This window comes from Streptomyces sp. Xyl84, assembly GCF_059731885.1.
The window spans coordinates 5,408,456-5,423,061 of sequence record NZ_AP029182.1 but is presented as its reverse complement, the minus strand read 5'-3'; the positions used below and the strand labels follow the sequence as shown (position 1 = coordinate 5,423,061).

Genomic DNA, 14,606 nt, shown 5'->3' with positions numbered 1-14,606 from the left:
TTCACACGGCAGCCTCCAGCGTGCCATGCCGTCCCCGCGGTCGGCCTCTTCGCCAGGGGGCTACAGGGCGCGCCGCATCGCCCGGTGCGGAATGCCGGCGTCCGGGAACTCGGGGCCGTACGCCGCGTACCCCAGCCGCTCGTAGAAGCCCAGCGCGTGGGTCTGCGCGTGCAGGTCCATCGCCGTCAGGCCGCGCGCGCGGGCCGCTTCCTCCAGGGCGCGCACCAGGGCGGCGCCGACGCCGAGGCCACGGGCCGCGGCGGTGACGGCGAGGCGGCCCAGGGAGCCGACGGCCGCGTCGCCGCCGGTGCGGCCGGCGGCGGCCTCGCCGTACAGGAGCCGGCCGGTGCCCAGCGGGGTGCCGTCGTCGTGCACGGCGAGCACGTGGACCGCGACGGCGTCGAGGTCGTCGTACTCGATCTCCTCGGGCACGCCCTGCTCGGCGACGAAGACCTCCTTGCGCACCGCGAAGCAGGCCTCACGGTCGGCGGCGTCCCGCGCGACGCGGGTCCGGCAGCGGGCCGGGGCGGTCATGCGTAGGTCTCCTCGCGGACCTGGTCGAGGGCCTGCTGGAGGTCCGCCGGGTAGTCGCTGGCGAACTCGGCCCACCGGCCGTCCCCGGGGTGCTCGAAGCCGAGCCGCACGGCGTGCAGCCACTGCCTGGTCAGCCTGAGCCGCTTGGCGAGGGTGGGATCGGCGCCGTAGGTGAGGTCGCCGACGCAGGGGTGGCGGTGGGCGGCCATGTGCACGCGGATCTGGTGGGTGCGTCCGGTCTCCAGCTTCACGTCGAGCAGGGAGGCGGCGCGGAAGGCCTCGATGAGGTCGTAGTGCGTGACGGACGGCTTGCCCTCGGCGGTGACCGCCCACTTGTAGTCGTGGTTCGGGTGGCGGCCGATGGGGGCGTCGATGGTGCCGCTGGTCGGGTCGGGGTGGCCCTGGACCAGGGTGTGGTAGCGCTTGTCGACCGTGCGCTCCTTGAACTGGCGCTTGAGCGACGTGTACGCGTACTCGGACTTGGCGACGACCATCAGGCCGGAGGTGCCCACGTCCAGGCGGTGCACGATGCCCTGGCGCTCGGCGGCGCCGGAGGTGGAGATCCGGTACCCGGCGGCGGCGAGACCGCCGATGACCGTGGGCCCGGACCAGCCGGGGCTGGGGTGGGCGGCGACACCGACCGGCTTGACGATCACCACGACGTCGTCGTCGTCGTGGACGATCTCCATGCCCTCGACCGGCTCGGCGACGACCTGCACGGGCGCGGGTGCCTGCGGCATCTCGACCTCCAGCCAGGCGCCGCCGCGCACCCGCTCGGACTTGCCGACCGCCGTGCCGTCGACCAGCACCTTGCCCGCCGCGGCCAGCTCGGCCGCCTTCGTGCGGGAGAAGCCGAACATGCGGGAGATGGCGGCGTCGACGCGCTCGCCCTCCAGGCCGTCGGGCACGGGCAGGGTACGGATCTCGGGAAGCGTGCTCACCCGTCGAGTATGCCGGACGGGCCGGACACTCCCGCACGCGCGGCCCCGCCCCTGTGGAAAACTCGGGCCCCGGGCGCCTCAGTCCTTGTGGACGGTGCCGTCCGGGTCGCGGCCGCCGAAGGAGAGCAGCACGATCAGGATGCCGCCGCAGACGATCGCCGAGTCGGCGAGGTTGAAGACGGCGAAGTGCTTCGGGGAGATGAAGTCGACGACCGCGCCCTTGAAGACGCCCGGCGAGCGGAAGATCCGGTCGGTGAGGTTGCCCAGCGCGCCACCGAACAGCAGTCCGAGCGCGATGGCCCACGGCAGGCTGTAGAGCTTGCGGGCGAGCCGGACGATCACCACGATCACGGCGGCGGCGATGACCGTGAAGATCACCGTGTACGCCTCGCCGAAGCTGAAGGCGGCGCCGGAGTTGCGGATCATCTGGAACTGGAGCCAGTCCCCGATGATGTCCACCGGCGCGTGGTGCTCCAGCTTCGCCACGACCAGAAGCTTGCTGACGAGGTCGAGGGCGTAGGCCACGGCGGCCACCGCGAACAGCACCCCGATCCGCCGCCTGCCCCGCGGCCGCTCGTCCGTGGCGGTGCCGGACCGCTCGTCCGCGCGGGTCACCGCCGCGTCCGCGTCCGCGCGGGCGGCCTCGGCCGAGCCGTCCGGCGCGGCAGGCGCGCTTCCGGCGTCCGGCGCGTCCGGCGTCGTTGCTGAAGGTGCGGCGGCCGTCTCCGCCGCGACGTCGGGCTGCCGCTGCCGCCCGGGACGCTCAGCGTCCTTCGGGGTGCTGTCCGGCGTACCGATGATGCGCTCCGCCTCTGCCACGTGAGTCCCTCGACCTAGGTACCTGACTGAGGACGAGACTACGGCACGCCTCCCGGGACCGCGGTGCTCAGGAGGGCCCCGCCGCCTGCTCAGTAACGGCGCTCCTGCTTCTGCTTGCACTCCACGCACAGGGTGGCCCGCGGAAAGGCCTGCATGCGGGCCTTTCCGATCGGGTTGCCGCAGTTCTCGCACACGCCGTAGGTGCCCGCTTCCAGGCGGTCCAGGGCGCGCTCGGTCTGGGTGAGCGTCTCGCGCGCGTTGGCGGCGAGCGCCAGCTCGTGCTCACGCGTGATGTTCTTGGTGCCGGTGTCCGCCTGGTCGTCGCCCGCGCCGTCCCCGGAGTCGCGCATCAGACCGGCCAGGGCCGCCTCGGACGCGCTGATCTCGGCGCTCAGGCGTTCCATCTCGGACTCCAGCTCCGCACGGGCCTCGGCGACCTCCTCCTCGGTCCACGGGTCCTCGCCCGCGCGCACCACGAGGTCACCCGGGTCCACCGCCGCGGCGACGCGTGCCTTGGGGACGGCGGTCGTGGCCGCCGCGGCCGTACCAGGGGTCTTCTTCGCAACCACCGTCGTGGCTCCCGTCTGCTTCGCGGCCTCGGCCGCGTCCACCTTCTTGCCCGTGCTCTTCCTGCCCACGGCGGCCCCGGTCCCACCCTGCGCGGAGGCACTCGCCGCGGACGACCGCGCCCCGGCGGACTCCGCCCCGGACGACTCCGCCTCGGACGACTCCGGCTCCGGCGGCTCCGCCTCGGACGACTTCCGCCCGGAGGTATTCCCCGCGGACTTCCTCGCGGGGGCGTCCCTCGCGGGGGCCTTCCGCGCGACGGTCTTCCGCGCCGGGGTGCGCCCGGCACCGGCTTGCCCGCGCGCGGGGCCCCCGGCGTCCCCGGACCCGGGGACCTCCGCCTCAGCCTCCTTCGCCGGCGCCGTGCGGCCGGCCGTCCGCCGGTTCCCCGCCGTCGCCGGAGCGCCACGCTTCGGGGCGCCCCGCTCCCCGGCGACGGGCATCGCGGTGCCGGGCATCGCGGGCGCGGCCGCGCCGTCGGCGCCGCTGTGCCGGGACCCGCCGGACGCCGACTGCTCGGCGGTCTTCTTCGCCACCATGGCCGCGGCCCCTTCACATATTGTGATCTTGCTCGCGAATCGTGCTGGGACGATAAATCGACTTCAGTCCCGCGGCAACGGGGCACGCCGCCCGATTCGCCCGCCTCGCGCGTGCCGCGCGGTGGGCATGCATGCGTTGTGCCCAGCTCCCCGCCGGGTAATCCGACGAGCCGGGTGTCCTACGATCCGACCGGCCGCACCGGCGCCGTTCGGGTCACCCGCGCCCCGCCTCCGCCCTCCCCCGGCCCGGCCCGCGCGCCGCCCCGAAAACCGGTCGGCCGCCGCTCCCGGGGCGCCGTACACTGGGCGCAGCGAGAAGCGTGGATGGGGACGAGTAGCGGCGTACGCAGCCCAGAGCGACCCGGGGACGGTGTGAGCCCGGGGGCGAGCGCGGCGTGAAGATCACCCCGGAGCCGCCGGAAGAAAGCCCGCGGGGCGAGTAGAACCGGCATCGCGAGCCCAATGAGGGGGCTCACCGGAGCGGACGGCGCACCGGGGGGCCAAGGAGGGTGGTACCGCGGGAGCGCGCCGCACACGGCGTAGGCAGCACGAAGGCTCTCGTCCCTCCGACGGAAGGCAGCACATCCGCCGGAGGAAGCTCGTTGAACACGCAGCCGCAGTACCGTCAGGTGCCCGCCCAGGTCGACCTGCCCGCGCTCGAGCACGCGGTGCTCGACTTCTGGCGCGAGCAGAAGATCTTCGCCAAGAGCCTGGAGCAGTCCGAGGGCCGCCCCGAGTGGGTGTTCTACGAGGGCCCGCCCACCGCCAACGGCATGCCGGGCGCCCACCACATCGAGGCCCGCGTCTTCAAGGACGTCTTCCCCCGCTTCCGCACCATGCGCGGCTACCACGTGGCCCGCAAGGCCGGCTGGGACTGCCACGGACTGCCCGTCGAGCTGGCCGTCGAGAAGGAGCTGGGCTTCTCCGGCAAGCAGGACATCGAGGCGTACGGCATCGCGGCCTTCAACGACAAGTGCCGCGAGTCCGTGCTGCGGCACACCGACGCCTTCTCCGAGCTGACGACCCGCATGGGCTACTGGGTCGACCTCGACGACGCCTACGTCACGATGGACCCCGAGTACATCGAGTCCGTCTGGTGGTCCCTTAAGGAGATCTTCGGCAAGGGCCTGCTGGTCCAGGACCACCGGGTCGCCCCCTGGTGTCCGCGCTGCGGCACCGGCCTGTCCGACCACGAGCTGGCGCAGGGCTACGAGACGGTCGTCGACCCGTCCGTCTACGTCCGCTTCCCGCTCACCTCCGGACCGCTGGCCGGCCGGGCCGCGCTCCTGGTGTGGACGACGACCCCGTGGACCCTGGTCTCCAACACGGCCGTGGCCGCGCACCCCGAGGTCACCTACGTCGTGGCGACGAACGGCGAGGAGCAGCTCGTCGTCGCCGAGCCGCTTGTCGCCAAGGCGCTCGGCGAGGGCTGGGAGACCACCGGCGAGTCCTTCACCGGCGCCGAGATGGAGCGCTGGACCTACCAGCGCCCCTTCGAGCTGGTGGAGTTCCCCGAGTCCGAGGCGGGCGCGCACTTCGTCGTCAACGCCGAGTACGTCACCACCGAGGACGGCACGGGTCTGGTCCACCAGTCCCCCGCCTTCGGCGAGGACGACCTCAAGGTGGGCCGCGCCTACGGCCTGCCGGTCGTCAACCCGGTCCGCCCCGACGGCACCTTCGAGGAGGACGTCCCGCTGGTCGGCGGTGTCTTCTTCAAGAAGGCCGACGAGAAGCTCACCGAGGACCTGCAGCAGCGGGGCCTGCTCTTCAAGCACCTGCCGTACGAGCACAGCTACCCGCACTGCTGGCGCTGCCACACCGCGCTGCTGTACTACGCCCAGCCGTCCTGGTACATCCGCACCACGGCGGTCAAGGACCGTCTCCTCCAGGAGAACGAGAAGACCAACTGGTTCCCGGACACCGTCAAGCACGGCCGCTTCGGCGACTGGCTGAACAACAACATCGACTGGGCGCTGTCCCGCAACCGCTACTGGGGCACGCCGCTGCCGATCTGGCGCTGCGAGGAGGGTCACCTCACCTGCGTGGGCTCCCGCGCGGAGCTGACCGAGCTGACCGGCACCGACCAGTCGGGCCTGGACCCGCACCGCCCGTTCATCGACGAGGTCACCTTCGCCTGCCCGCAGGAGGGCTGCGGGGCGGTGGCCACACGTGTGCCGGAGGTCATCGACGCCTGGTACGACTCGGGCTCGATGCCGTTCGCGCAGTGGGGGTACCCGTACAAGAACAAGGAGCTGTTCGAGAGCCGGTACCCGGCGCAGTTCATCTCCGAGGCGATCGACCAGACCCGCGGCTGGTTCTACACACTGATGGCCGTCGGCACGCTGGTGTTCGACAAGTCGTCGTACGAGAACGTCGTGTGCCTGGGCCACATCCTCGCCGAGGACGGCCGCAAGATGTCCAAGCACCTGGGCAACATCCTGCAGCCGATCCCTCTCATGGACCAGCACGGCGCCGACGCGGTGCGCTGGTTCATGGCGGCCGGCGGTTCGCCCTGGGCGGCCCGCCGGGTCGGTCACGGCACCATCCAGGAGGTCGTCCGCAAGACGCTCCTGACGTACTGGAACACGGTCGCCTTCCAGGCGCTGTACGCCCGTACGTCGAACTGGGCGCCCAGCGGGGCCGACCCGGCCCCGGCCGACCGCCCGGTGCTCGACCGCTGGCTGCTGAGCGAGCTGCACGCGCTGACCGACCAGGTCACCCAGGCCCTGGAAGGCTACGACACGCAGCGTGCCGGCAAGTTGCTCTCCGCGTTCGTCGACGACCTGTCCAACTGGTACGTCCGCCGCTCGCGCCGCCGCTTCTGGCAGGGCGACAAGGCCGCGCTGCGCACGCTGCACGAGGTCGTCGAGACGGTGACGAAGCTGATGGCGCCGCTGACGCCGTTCATCACCGAGCGGGTCTGGCAGGACCTGATCGTGCCGGTCACGCCGGGCGCCCCGGAGTCGGTGCACCTGGCGAGCTGGCCGGAGGCCGACCTCGGGGCCATCGACCCCGAACTGTCCCAGCAGATGGTGCTGGTGCGGCGGCTGGTGGAGCTGGGCCGGGCCACGCGCGCGGAGTCGGGCGTCAAGACGCGTCAGCCGCTGTCGCGCGCGCTGGTCGCGGTGGCGGGCTTCGACACCCTGGACCGGGAACTGCACGCGCAGATCACGGAGGAGCTGAACGTCTCCTCGCTGGCGTCGCTGAGCGAGGTCGGCGGATCGCTGGTGGACACCACGGCCAAGGCCAACTTCCGTGCGCTGGGCAAGCGGTTCGGCAAGCGCGTCCAGGACGTGGCGAAGGCGATCGCCGGGGCCGACGCGGCGGCGCTGTCGCTGGCGCTGCGCGAGGGCACGGCGTCGGTGGAGGTCGACGGCGAGACGGTCACGCTCGCTCCGGACGAGGTGATCATCACGGAGACCCCGCGCGAGGGGTGGTCGGTGGCGTCCGACGCGGGGGCGACCGTGGCGCTCGACCTGGAGATCACGGAGGAGCTGCGGCAGGCCGGGCTCGCGCGCGACGCGATCCGGCTGATCCAGGAGGCGCGCAAGAACAGCGGTCTCGACGTCGCGGACCGGATCGCGCTGCGGTGGACGTCCACGGACGCGGCGGTGATCGCCGCGCTGTCCGAGCACTCCGGGCTCATCGCCGAGGAGGTTCTCGCGACGGACTTCGCGCAGGGCGAGGCGGACGACACGTACGGTGACGTGTTCACCGACGAGGGCCTGTCGCTGACGTTCCGTCTGCGCAAGGCGTGAGCGGCGCGGGGGCGAGCGCCTGAAGGGCGTTCGCCCCCGCCGGCCCTGCCCGTCCCGGTCCGTCCCTGGGGAACTACGCGTCCAGCTCCCCTTTCGCCCGGACCCCCTCGCGCGGTCCCCCGCGCCCTTGTGGGTCGCATCCGCGTACGAGAACGGCCCCGGAGGAAGTCCTCCGGGGCCGTTCTCTCAGGCTGCCGACGCCTTGTTCGTTCCTTCGCTCGGGAACCCGTCAGGGCTCCTCAGTTGTCGTCCTCGTCGATGAGGAAGCCGCGCATCGGGGACGGCGCCTGGCCCATGGGGGACGGGCCCTGCGGTCGTACCGGTGCCATCGGCTGGGTCATCGCCGGGGACATCTGCTGCTGGCCGCCGTAGGACGGACCGGACGGGCTGGGCGCGCTGCCCATCGACTGGTTGCCGCCGTAGGACGGGGCGCTCGCACCGGCCGGAGCCATCGACGGCGCCGGGGACGGCGGCAGCGAGGCGGCCGCGGGGGTGCGCGGCGGGGCCAGCGAGTCGTCGGCCTGAGTCTCCAGCTGACGCAGCTGCGACTCCAGGTACGACTTCAGTCGCGTACGGTACTCGCGCTCGAAGCCGCGCAGGTCCTCGACCTTGCGCTCCAGCGTGGCGCGGGCGGACTCCAGGGAGCCCATCGCGACGCGGTGCTTCTCCTGCGCGTCCCGCTCCAGGGCGTCGGCCTTGGCACGGGCGTCACGCTCGAGACCCTCGGCGCGCGAACGGGCCTCGCCGACGATCTTGTTGGCCTCGGAACGCGCCTCGGCGATCGCCTGGTCGGCGGTCTGCTGGGCCAGCGACAGGACGCGCGCGGCGCTGTCGCCACCGGGACCCTGACCCATCGGGCCGGGACCCATCGGGTTCGGGCCGCCCATCGGACCCGGACCCATCTGCCCCTGCATCGGACCGGGGCCCTGGCCCATCGGTCCGGGACCCTGGCCCATCGGGCCGGGGCCCTGCGGGCCCTGTCCGCCGGGGCCGGCGGGCAGCTGCGGGGCACCGCTAGGCAGCTGGGGCGGGCCACCCATGGGGCCGCCCATCTGCTGCTGCGGCGGGCCCGATATCCCGGCAGGCACCGGAGCGCCGGGACCTCGCATGCCCTGCTGCGGCATGCCGCCCTGCTGGGGCATCCCGCCCTGCTGGGGCATGCCGGGGCCACCGGGACCCTGCTGCGGGTGCTGCTGGTCCTGCTGCTCCGGAGGCTTGCGCATGTTCTGCTGGTTCTGCGCGGCGGCCCGGGTGGCCGCGGCCAGCTTGGCGCGCAGGTCCTCGTTCTCGCGGAGCAGGCGGGTCAGCTCGGCCTCGACCTCGTCGAGGAAGGCATCGACCTCGTCCTCGTCATAGCCTTCTCGGAGGCGGACGGTCGTGAACTGCTTGTTCCGCACGTCCTCGGGGGTCAACGGCATCTCTTCACCTCAACGTAGTCATCGGCAGTCGGCAAGACCGTATCGTCCACAGTCACGTCGCGAGGTTCCCCACGATGTAGATCAGGATGTAGACGATGATCATCAGGACGAAGAAGGACAGGTCGAGCGCCACGCCCCCGAGACGCAGCGGCGGAATGAACCGCCGCAGAAGCTTCAGCGGTGGATCGGTGACAGTGTAGGTGGCCTCCAGAACGACCACCATCGCCTTGCCGGGTTGCCACGAGCGGGCGAACTGGAACACATAATCCATGACCAAACGGAAGATCAGCACGATGAGGAACACCATCAGCGCGATGTAGAGAACCTCCATGGCCACGCCCATGATCGGTGCTTCCCTCTCCCCTGTTCCGTGCCTGTTTTCCGGTGGTGCGTCTCAGCTCTGGTTGAAGAACCCGCCCTCTGCGATGCGGGCCTTGTCCTCCGCCGTGACATCGACGTTAGCAGGCGACAACAGAAACACCTTCTGTGTCACCCGCTCGATGCTGCCGTGAAGACCGAACACCAGACCGGCGGCAAAGTCGACAAGTCGCTTCGCGTCCGTGTCGTCCATCTCCGTCAGATTCATGATCACCGGGGTGCCTTCACGGAAGTGTTCCCCGATGGTACGGGCCTCGTTGTAGGTCCGGGGGTGAAGTGTGGTGATCCGGTACGGCTCACGTTCGGACACGACCTTGGGCATGATCACCGGTGCGTTCTTCTCCAGGCTGGCGCGTTCTTGTGTGATGGATGCCACGGGCGCGATGCGCGCCGGACGAGGGGATTCCGCCGGGAGCGAAGCGGAATGGGACACAGGTTCGCGTGGCGCCGGAGGCTGCACCACGCGTACCGGTTCGTCCCTTTGGGGCTGATGTGTTCCGTGCGGCTGGTGCGACGGTTCGTGCCGTCGGCGGTCCCGCTCGGGCTCCGGGTCGAGTTCGGGTTCGAAGTCGTCATCGGGGTCGAAACCCCGGCCGTCGTACCCATCGTCCTCCACGAGGCCGAGGTAGACCGCCATCTTGCGCATCGCGCCGGCCATGCTCTGAGTCCTCCGCTCTGTGGTGGATCGACTGACGACCGCCAAGTCCCCGCGATCCACGAGGTCGTTGCGCCTTCTTCGGCGGTATTGACCATATTTTCTGCTGTGGTCCGACTTCTTGGCGACGTTACCCGAGCCTGGGGCGGACTCCGAGTACCGCGGTGCCGACGCGCACATGTGTCGCTCCGGCGGCCACGGCCTGTTCGAGGTCCGCGCTCATCCCTGCCGAGACCATGGTGGCAGCCGGATGGGCCCGGCGCAGGTAGGTCGACAAATCCATGAGCCGCTCGAACGCCGCCTGTTGACGCCCGGCGTACTCACCGGTCAGCGGCGCGACGGTCATCAGCCCGTCCAGCCGCAGCCCTTCGGCGGAAGCGATCCGGTCGGCCAACTCCCCGATCCCCTCGGGTGCCACGCCGCCCCTCTCGCCCCGGCCGCTCACCCCGGCGTCCAGCGCGACCTGGATGAGGCACCCGAGTTCGCGCTCCGCGCGCACGGCCTCCCTGGAGAGCGCCGTGACGAGCCGGGAGCGGTCCACGGACTGCACGACGTCCGCGTAACCGACGACGGATCGAACCTTGTTGGTCTGAAGTTGACCGACAAAATGCCAACTCAAGGGCAGATCCGAACATTCCGCGGCCTTCGGCGCCGCGTCCTGGTCGCGGTTCTCCGCGACGTGCCGCACCCCCAGGTCCGCCAGCATCCGCACGTCCGCCGCCGGATAGGTCTTGGTGACCACGATCAGGGTCACGTCCTCGCGCGGGCGTCCCGCGGCGGCGCACGCGGCGGCGATGCGCTCCTGAACCCTCGCCAGATTCGCGGCGAGTTCGTCCTTACGTTCCGTCATGCCCCATCAGTCCAGCCAGACGTAGCCCGCGAGCCGACCGGTGGTGCGGTCGCGGCGGTACGAGAAGTGGTCGTCCGACTCGCGCGTGCACACCGGCGAGTGCTCCCGGTCGTGCACGCCGAGGCGTTCGAGCTGCGCGTGCACCCCGGCGCTCACGTCGAGAGCCGGCGTGCCCCAACTCGTCTCGGCGTACGCCGCCGGCGCGACCGCGCTCACCTCGGCGCGCATCGCCTCGGGCACCTCGTAGCACCGGCCGCACACGGCGGGTCCGGTGCGGGCGGTGATCCGGGCCGGGTCGGCGCCGAGTTCCACCATCGCGCGTACGGCGGCGGGCACCACTCCGGCCACCAGGCCGGGCCGTCCCGCGTGGGCCGCGGCCGCGATACCGGCGGCCGGGTCGGCGAGCAGCACCGGTGTGCAGTCGGCGGTGAGCACGGCGAGGGCGAGACCGCGCCGGGTGGTGACGAGCGCGTCGACGGACGGGACGCCGGCCGCGGTGTCCCACGGTCCGTCCACGACCGCCACGTCCGCGCCGTGCACCTGGTTCATCCAGACCACCAGGGCCGGGTCCAGTCCGAGGGACTTGGCGGCCAGTTCGCGGTTGGTCCGTACGGCGGCCGGGTCGTCGCCGACCGCGCCGCCGAGGTTCAGCTCCTCGTACGGAACGGCGCTCACCCCGCCCCACCGGTCGGTGAAGGCGAAGTGCGCGCCGTTCACGGTGTCGCGCTGTCCTATCACTTCAGGAAGTCCGGTACGTCCAGTTCCTCGGCCGCGCTGTCGGTGTAGGTCCGCGGCGCCGGCGGGGCCGGCGGCGGGGTGAGGTCGCTCAGCGGCTCGGGCGCGACCGGCTCCGGCTCCTCCTTCGGCTTCACGCTGCCGAGCGAGCCGAAGGACGGACGGTTCTCGGGCTGCCGTACCGGCGCGGGCTCCTCGCGGCGCGGGGAGGACGAGGCGGACGGGGACGAGGACGCCGAGCTGAGGACGTTGTCCCGGCGGGCCGGGGGCTGGCCGCCGTCGAAGCCGGCCGCGATCACGGTGACCCGCACCTCGTCGCCGAGGGCGTCGTCGATGACCGCGCCGAAGATGATGTTGGCCTCCGGGTGGGCGGCCTCGCTGACCAGCTGGGCGGCCTCGTTGATCTCGAACAGGCCGAGGTCGGAGCCGCCGGAGATGGAGAGCAGCACGCCGCGGGCGCCGTCGATGGAGGCCTCCAGCAGCGGGGAGGAGATCGCCATCTCGGCGGCGGCCACCGCGCGGTCGTCGCCGCGGGCCGAGCCGATGCCCATCAGGGCCGAACCGGCCTCGGACATGACCGACTTGACGTCGGCGAAGTCGAGGTTGATCAGGCCGGGGGTGGTGATCAGGTCGGTGATGCCCTGCACACCGGACAGCAGCACCTGGTCCGCGGACTTGAACGCGTCGAGCACGCTGACCTGGCGGTCCGAGATGGACAGCAGCCGGTCGTTGGGGATGACGATGAGGGTGTCGACCTCTTCGCGGAGTTCGGCGATGCCGTCCTCCGCCTGGTTGGCGCGGCGCCGTCCCTCGAAGGTGAAGGGGCGGGTGACCACGCCGATGGTGAGGGCGCCCAGGGAGCGCGCGATGTTGGCCACGACCGGCGCGCCGCCGGTGCCGGTGCCGCCGCCTTCACCGGCCGTCACGAAGACCATGTCGGCCCCCTTGAGGACCTCTTCGATCTCCTCGCGGTGGTCCTCGGCGGCCTTGCGGCCGACGGCCGGGTTGGCTCCGGCGCCGAGTCCGCGGGTCAGTTCGCGGCCGACGTCGAGCTTGACGTCGGCGTCGCTCATCAACAGCGCCTGTGCGTCGGTGTTGATGGCGATGAACTCGACGCCCTTGAGACCGACTTCGATCATCCGGTTGATGGCATTGACACCACCGCCGCCGACACCGATGACCTTGATGACTGCGAGGTAGTTCTGCGGTGCTGCCACGTCGAAGGCCTCTCGCCTCGAATTACGTCGCCGTCGTTGCGCGCTGTCCGCGCCGCGACGGCTGATGCCGAATGGGACGGTCCGTAACGCCGACCCGAACCCTAACCCTGAAGTTTAGGGTTACCAGTGTGCCTGTTCCCTGAAGTCTTCTGAACAGGACACTAAGTCGACAAGTGGCGCCCGTTCAACGAACACGCCGAACCTCCCGTTTTTCTTTTCACCCTATGTGATCAGGCATAGCGGTGCCCAACCAGGGTGCTGGCCTGCACGTATACCCGTCAACTCCCCGATGACGCGGGCGCGGTGGGGACACTGACGTCGAAGTGCCGGGCGCCGGGCACCGCTTTCATCAGCGCGGTGAGGGCGCGGGCCTTCTCGGCGCCGCTCTCGCCGCTGCCCCACACCACGGTGCGGCCCCCGCTCAGCTCCAGCGAGATGTCGTCGTAGGTACGGACCTTGACGGCGCGCGTCTGGCGGGAGACCGCGGCCGGGATGCGGCCCGCGACCGTGACGGCCTCGCGCACCAGGCGGGCCTCGTCGAAGCGCCGCAGGCTCGCGGCCGCCGGGGCGGAGCGGGAAAGGGACAATTCCAGGACGGGAACGCCTTTCGGCGCCTGGGCGACCGTGGCGAACCGCACGCCCCGCGCGTCCACTTCGACGAACTTTCCGCCCTTTTCCTCCACCATGATCGGGGTGCGCTCGACCACATTCAGCTGGATTCCGTGCGGCCATGAACGAACGACATCAACCGAGTCAATTCGGGGCAATTGGCGGCGCAGGCGGGCCGCGACCGCGGCGGTGTCGACGGAAATGAGCGGATCGCCCACCGGGACCTCGGCGGCCGCGCGCACCTGTGCTGGGGTCAGCACCCGGGTGCCGGAGACGGACACCCGCTCCACCCGGGTCCAGGACGAGCCGTACAGGACCCAGAGGGTTCCGCCGCCGAGGAGGACCACGGCCAGGGCCAGGGCGACGACCGCACGAAGGGGCGGCCGCCGCAGCCGGCGGCCCCGGAGCGGGCCGGACGACTGCTGCTGGCGTTCACCGCGTTCGGCGGTCGTCCGTCCGGCCACGTCTCAAACCCCTTCGTTCATATGGTCCTAACGGCGCGAGGCGATGGCCTCGTACACCATGCCGACGAGCAGGTCGTCGGCGTCCCGGCGGCCGAACTCACCGGCGGCACGGGACATCTGGTACAGCCGGTGCGGGTCGGCGAGCACGGGCAGGACGTTCTGCTGCACCCACTCCGGGGTGAGGTCCGCGTCGTCGACCAGCAGTCCGCCGCCCGCCTTGACCACCGGCTGGGCGTTCAGCCGCTGTTCGCCGTTGCCGATGGGCAGCGGGACGTAGGCGGCCGGGAGTCCGACGGCGGAGAGTTCGGCGACGGTCATCGCGCCCGCGCGGCAGAGCATCATGTCGGCCGCGGCGTACGCGAGGTCCATCCGATCCAGATAACTTACCGGGATGTAGGGGGGCATACCCGGCATCTGGTGCACGCGCGGCAGTTCGTTCTTCGGGCCGACGGCGTGCAGGATCTGGATGCCCGCCTGCTGCAGCCAGGGCGCGACCTGCTGGACCACTTCGTTGAGCCGGCGGGCGCCCTGCGAGCCGCCGGTGACCAGCAGCGTGGGCAGGTTGGGGTCGAGCCCGAACGCCGCGCGGGCCTCGGGGCGTACGGCGGCCCGGTCCAGGGTGGCGATGGCCCGGCGCAGCGGGATGCCGATGTAGCGGGCGCCGCGCAGCTTGCTGTCCGGGGTGGAGACGGCGACCTGGGCCGCGTAACGCGAGCCGATCTTGTTGGCCAGGCCCGGGCGGGCGTTGGCCTCGTGGATCACGATGGGCACGCCGAGCCGCTTGGCGGCGAGGTAGCCGGGCAGGGCGACGTAACCGCCGAAACCGACCACGGCGTCGGCCTTGGTGCGTTCCAGGATCTGCTCGGCGGCCTTGATCGTGCCGCGCAGCCGGCCCGGGACGGTGATCAGCTCGGGGGTGGGCTTGCGCGGCAGCGGGACCGCGGGGATCAGCGCCAGCTCGTAACCGCGCTCCGGGACGAGCCGGGTCTCGAGACCGCGCTCCGTGCCCAGGGCCGTGATCCCCACGGTCGGGTCCTGCCTGCGCAGGGCGTCCGCGAGGGCGAGCGCGGGCTCGATGTGGCCCGCGGTACCTCCGCCGGCGAGTACGACATGCACCGAAAT

Annotated in this window: 13 protein-coding genes; 1 reads left to right on the top strand and 12 read right to left on the bottom strand. The window is 71.6% G+C overall.

Features of this window, described 5'->3' with window-relative positions; all coding sequences use genetic code 11:
- Positions 1 to 60: 60 nt before the first annotated feature.
- The 4 genes from AC6I72_RS23500 to AC6I72_RS23485 form a co-directional block, all read right to left on the bottom strand.
- Positions 61 to 534 carry a GNAT family N-acetyltransferase gene (locus AC6I72_RS23500; protein WP_498003185.1) on the bottom strand — a complete coding sequence of 158 codons (474 nt, stop codon included), beginning with the start codon at positions 532 to 534 and terminating at the stop codon, positions 61 to 63.
- Positions 531 to 1,475 carry an RluA family pseudouridine synthase gene (locus AC6I72_RS23495; protein WP_498003184.1) on the bottom strand — a complete coding sequence of 315 codons (945 nt, stop codon included), beginning with the start codon at positions 1,473 to 1,475 and terminating at the stop codon, positions 531 to 533. The genes AC6I72_RS23500 and AC6I72_RS23495 overlap by 4 nt, the downstream gene beginning before the upstream one ends.
- Before the next feature lie 78 nt (positions 1,476 to 1,553).
- Complete coding sequence (gene lspA, locus AC6I72_RS23490; RefSeq protein WP_498003183.1) at positions 1,554 to 2,294, bottom strand: signal peptidase II; 741 nt, start codon at positions 2,292 to 2,294, stop codon at positions 1,554 to 1,556.
- 89 nt (positions 2,295 to 2,383) lie between these two features.
- Positions 2,384 to 3,400: a TraR/DksA family transcriptional regulator gene (locus tag AC6I72_RS23485; RefSeq protein WP_498003182.1), complete on the bottom strand. Its 1,017-nt coding sequence runs from the start codon at positions 3,398 to 3,400 to the stop codon at positions 2,384 to 2,386.
- Positions 3,401 to 4,002: 602 nt separating this feature from the next.
- On the opposite strand from AC6I72_RS23485, the gene ileS reads away from it, so the two are divergent.
- Positions 4,003 to 7,158, top strand: a complete 3,156-nt coding sequence (ileS, locus tag AC6I72_RS23480; protein WP_498003181.1) for an isoleucine--tRNA ligase — start codon at positions 4,003 to 4,005, stop codon at positions 7,156 to 7,158.
- 239 nt (positions 7,159 to 7,397) lie between these two features.
- Here ileS and AC6I72_RS23475 read toward each other — a convergent pair whose 3' ends face one another.
- The 8 genes from AC6I72_RS23475 to murG all read right to left on the bottom strand — a co-directional run bounded on the left by AC6I72_RS23475 (position 7,398) and on the right by murG (position 14,600).
- The gene (locus AC6I72_RS23475; protein ID WP_037863356.1) at positions 7,398 to 8,576 is read right to left on the bottom strand and encodes a DivIVA domain-containing protein; all 1,179 of its coding nucleotides are present in this window, start codon (positions 8,574 to 8,576) and stop codon (positions 7,398 to 7,400) included.
- Between the two features lie 52 nt (positions 8,577 to 8,628).
- Entirely contained in the window at positions 8,629 to 8,919 is a 291-nt protein-coding gene (locus AC6I72_RS23470) for a YggT family protein (protein ID WP_009188102.1), read from the bottom strand.
- 51 nt (positions 8,920 to 8,970) lie between these two features.
- Positions 8,971 to 9,612 (bottom strand): cell division protein SepF, encoded by a 642-nt coding sequence (locus AC6I72_RS23465; RefSeq protein ID WP_037863360.1) that lies wholly within the window; start codon positions 9,610 to 9,612, stop codon positions 8,971 to 8,973.
- Between the two features lie 127 nt (positions 9,613 to 9,739).
- Positions 9,740 to 10,459 carry a YggS family pyridoxal phosphate-dependent enzyme gene (locus AC6I72_RS23460; RefSeq protein WP_498003180.1) on the bottom strand — a complete coding sequence of 240 codons (720 nt, stop codon included), beginning with the start codon at positions 10,457 to 10,459 and terminating at the stop codon, positions 9,740 to 9,742.
- Between the two features lie 6 nt (positions 10,460 to 10,465).
- Positions 10,466 to 11,197 (bottom strand): peptidoglycan editing factor PgeF, encoded by a 732-nt coding sequence (gene pgeF / locus AC6I72_RS23455; RefSeq protein ID WP_498003179.1) that lies wholly within the window; start codon positions 11,195 to 11,197, stop codon positions 10,466 to 10,468.
- On the bottom strand, positions 11,194 to 12,411 hold the full coding sequence (gene ftsZ, locus AC6I72_RS23450) for a cell division protein FtsZ (protein WP_037863365.1): 1,218 nt from the start codon (positions 12,409 to 12,411) through the stop codon (positions 11,194 to 11,196). Before ftsZ ends, pgeF begins: the two co-directional genes overlap by 4 nt.
- Before the next feature lie 278 nt (positions 12,412 to 12,689).
- Positions 12,690 to 13,484 (bottom strand): cell division protein FtsQ/DivIB, encoded by a 795-nt coding sequence (locus tag AC6I72_RS23445; protein WP_498003178.1) that lies wholly within the window; start codon positions 13,482 to 13,484, stop codon positions 12,690 to 12,692.
- Between the two features lie 27 nt (positions 13,485 to 13,511).
- A complete protein-coding gene (gene murG, locus AC6I72_RS23440) occupies positions 13,512 to 14,600 on the bottom strand; it encodes an undecaprenyldiphospho-muramoylpentapeptide beta-N-acetylglucosaminyltransferase (protein WP_366723418.1) in 1,089 nt (362 codons plus the stop codon).
- Positions 14,601 to 14,606 lie beyond the last annotated feature (6 nt).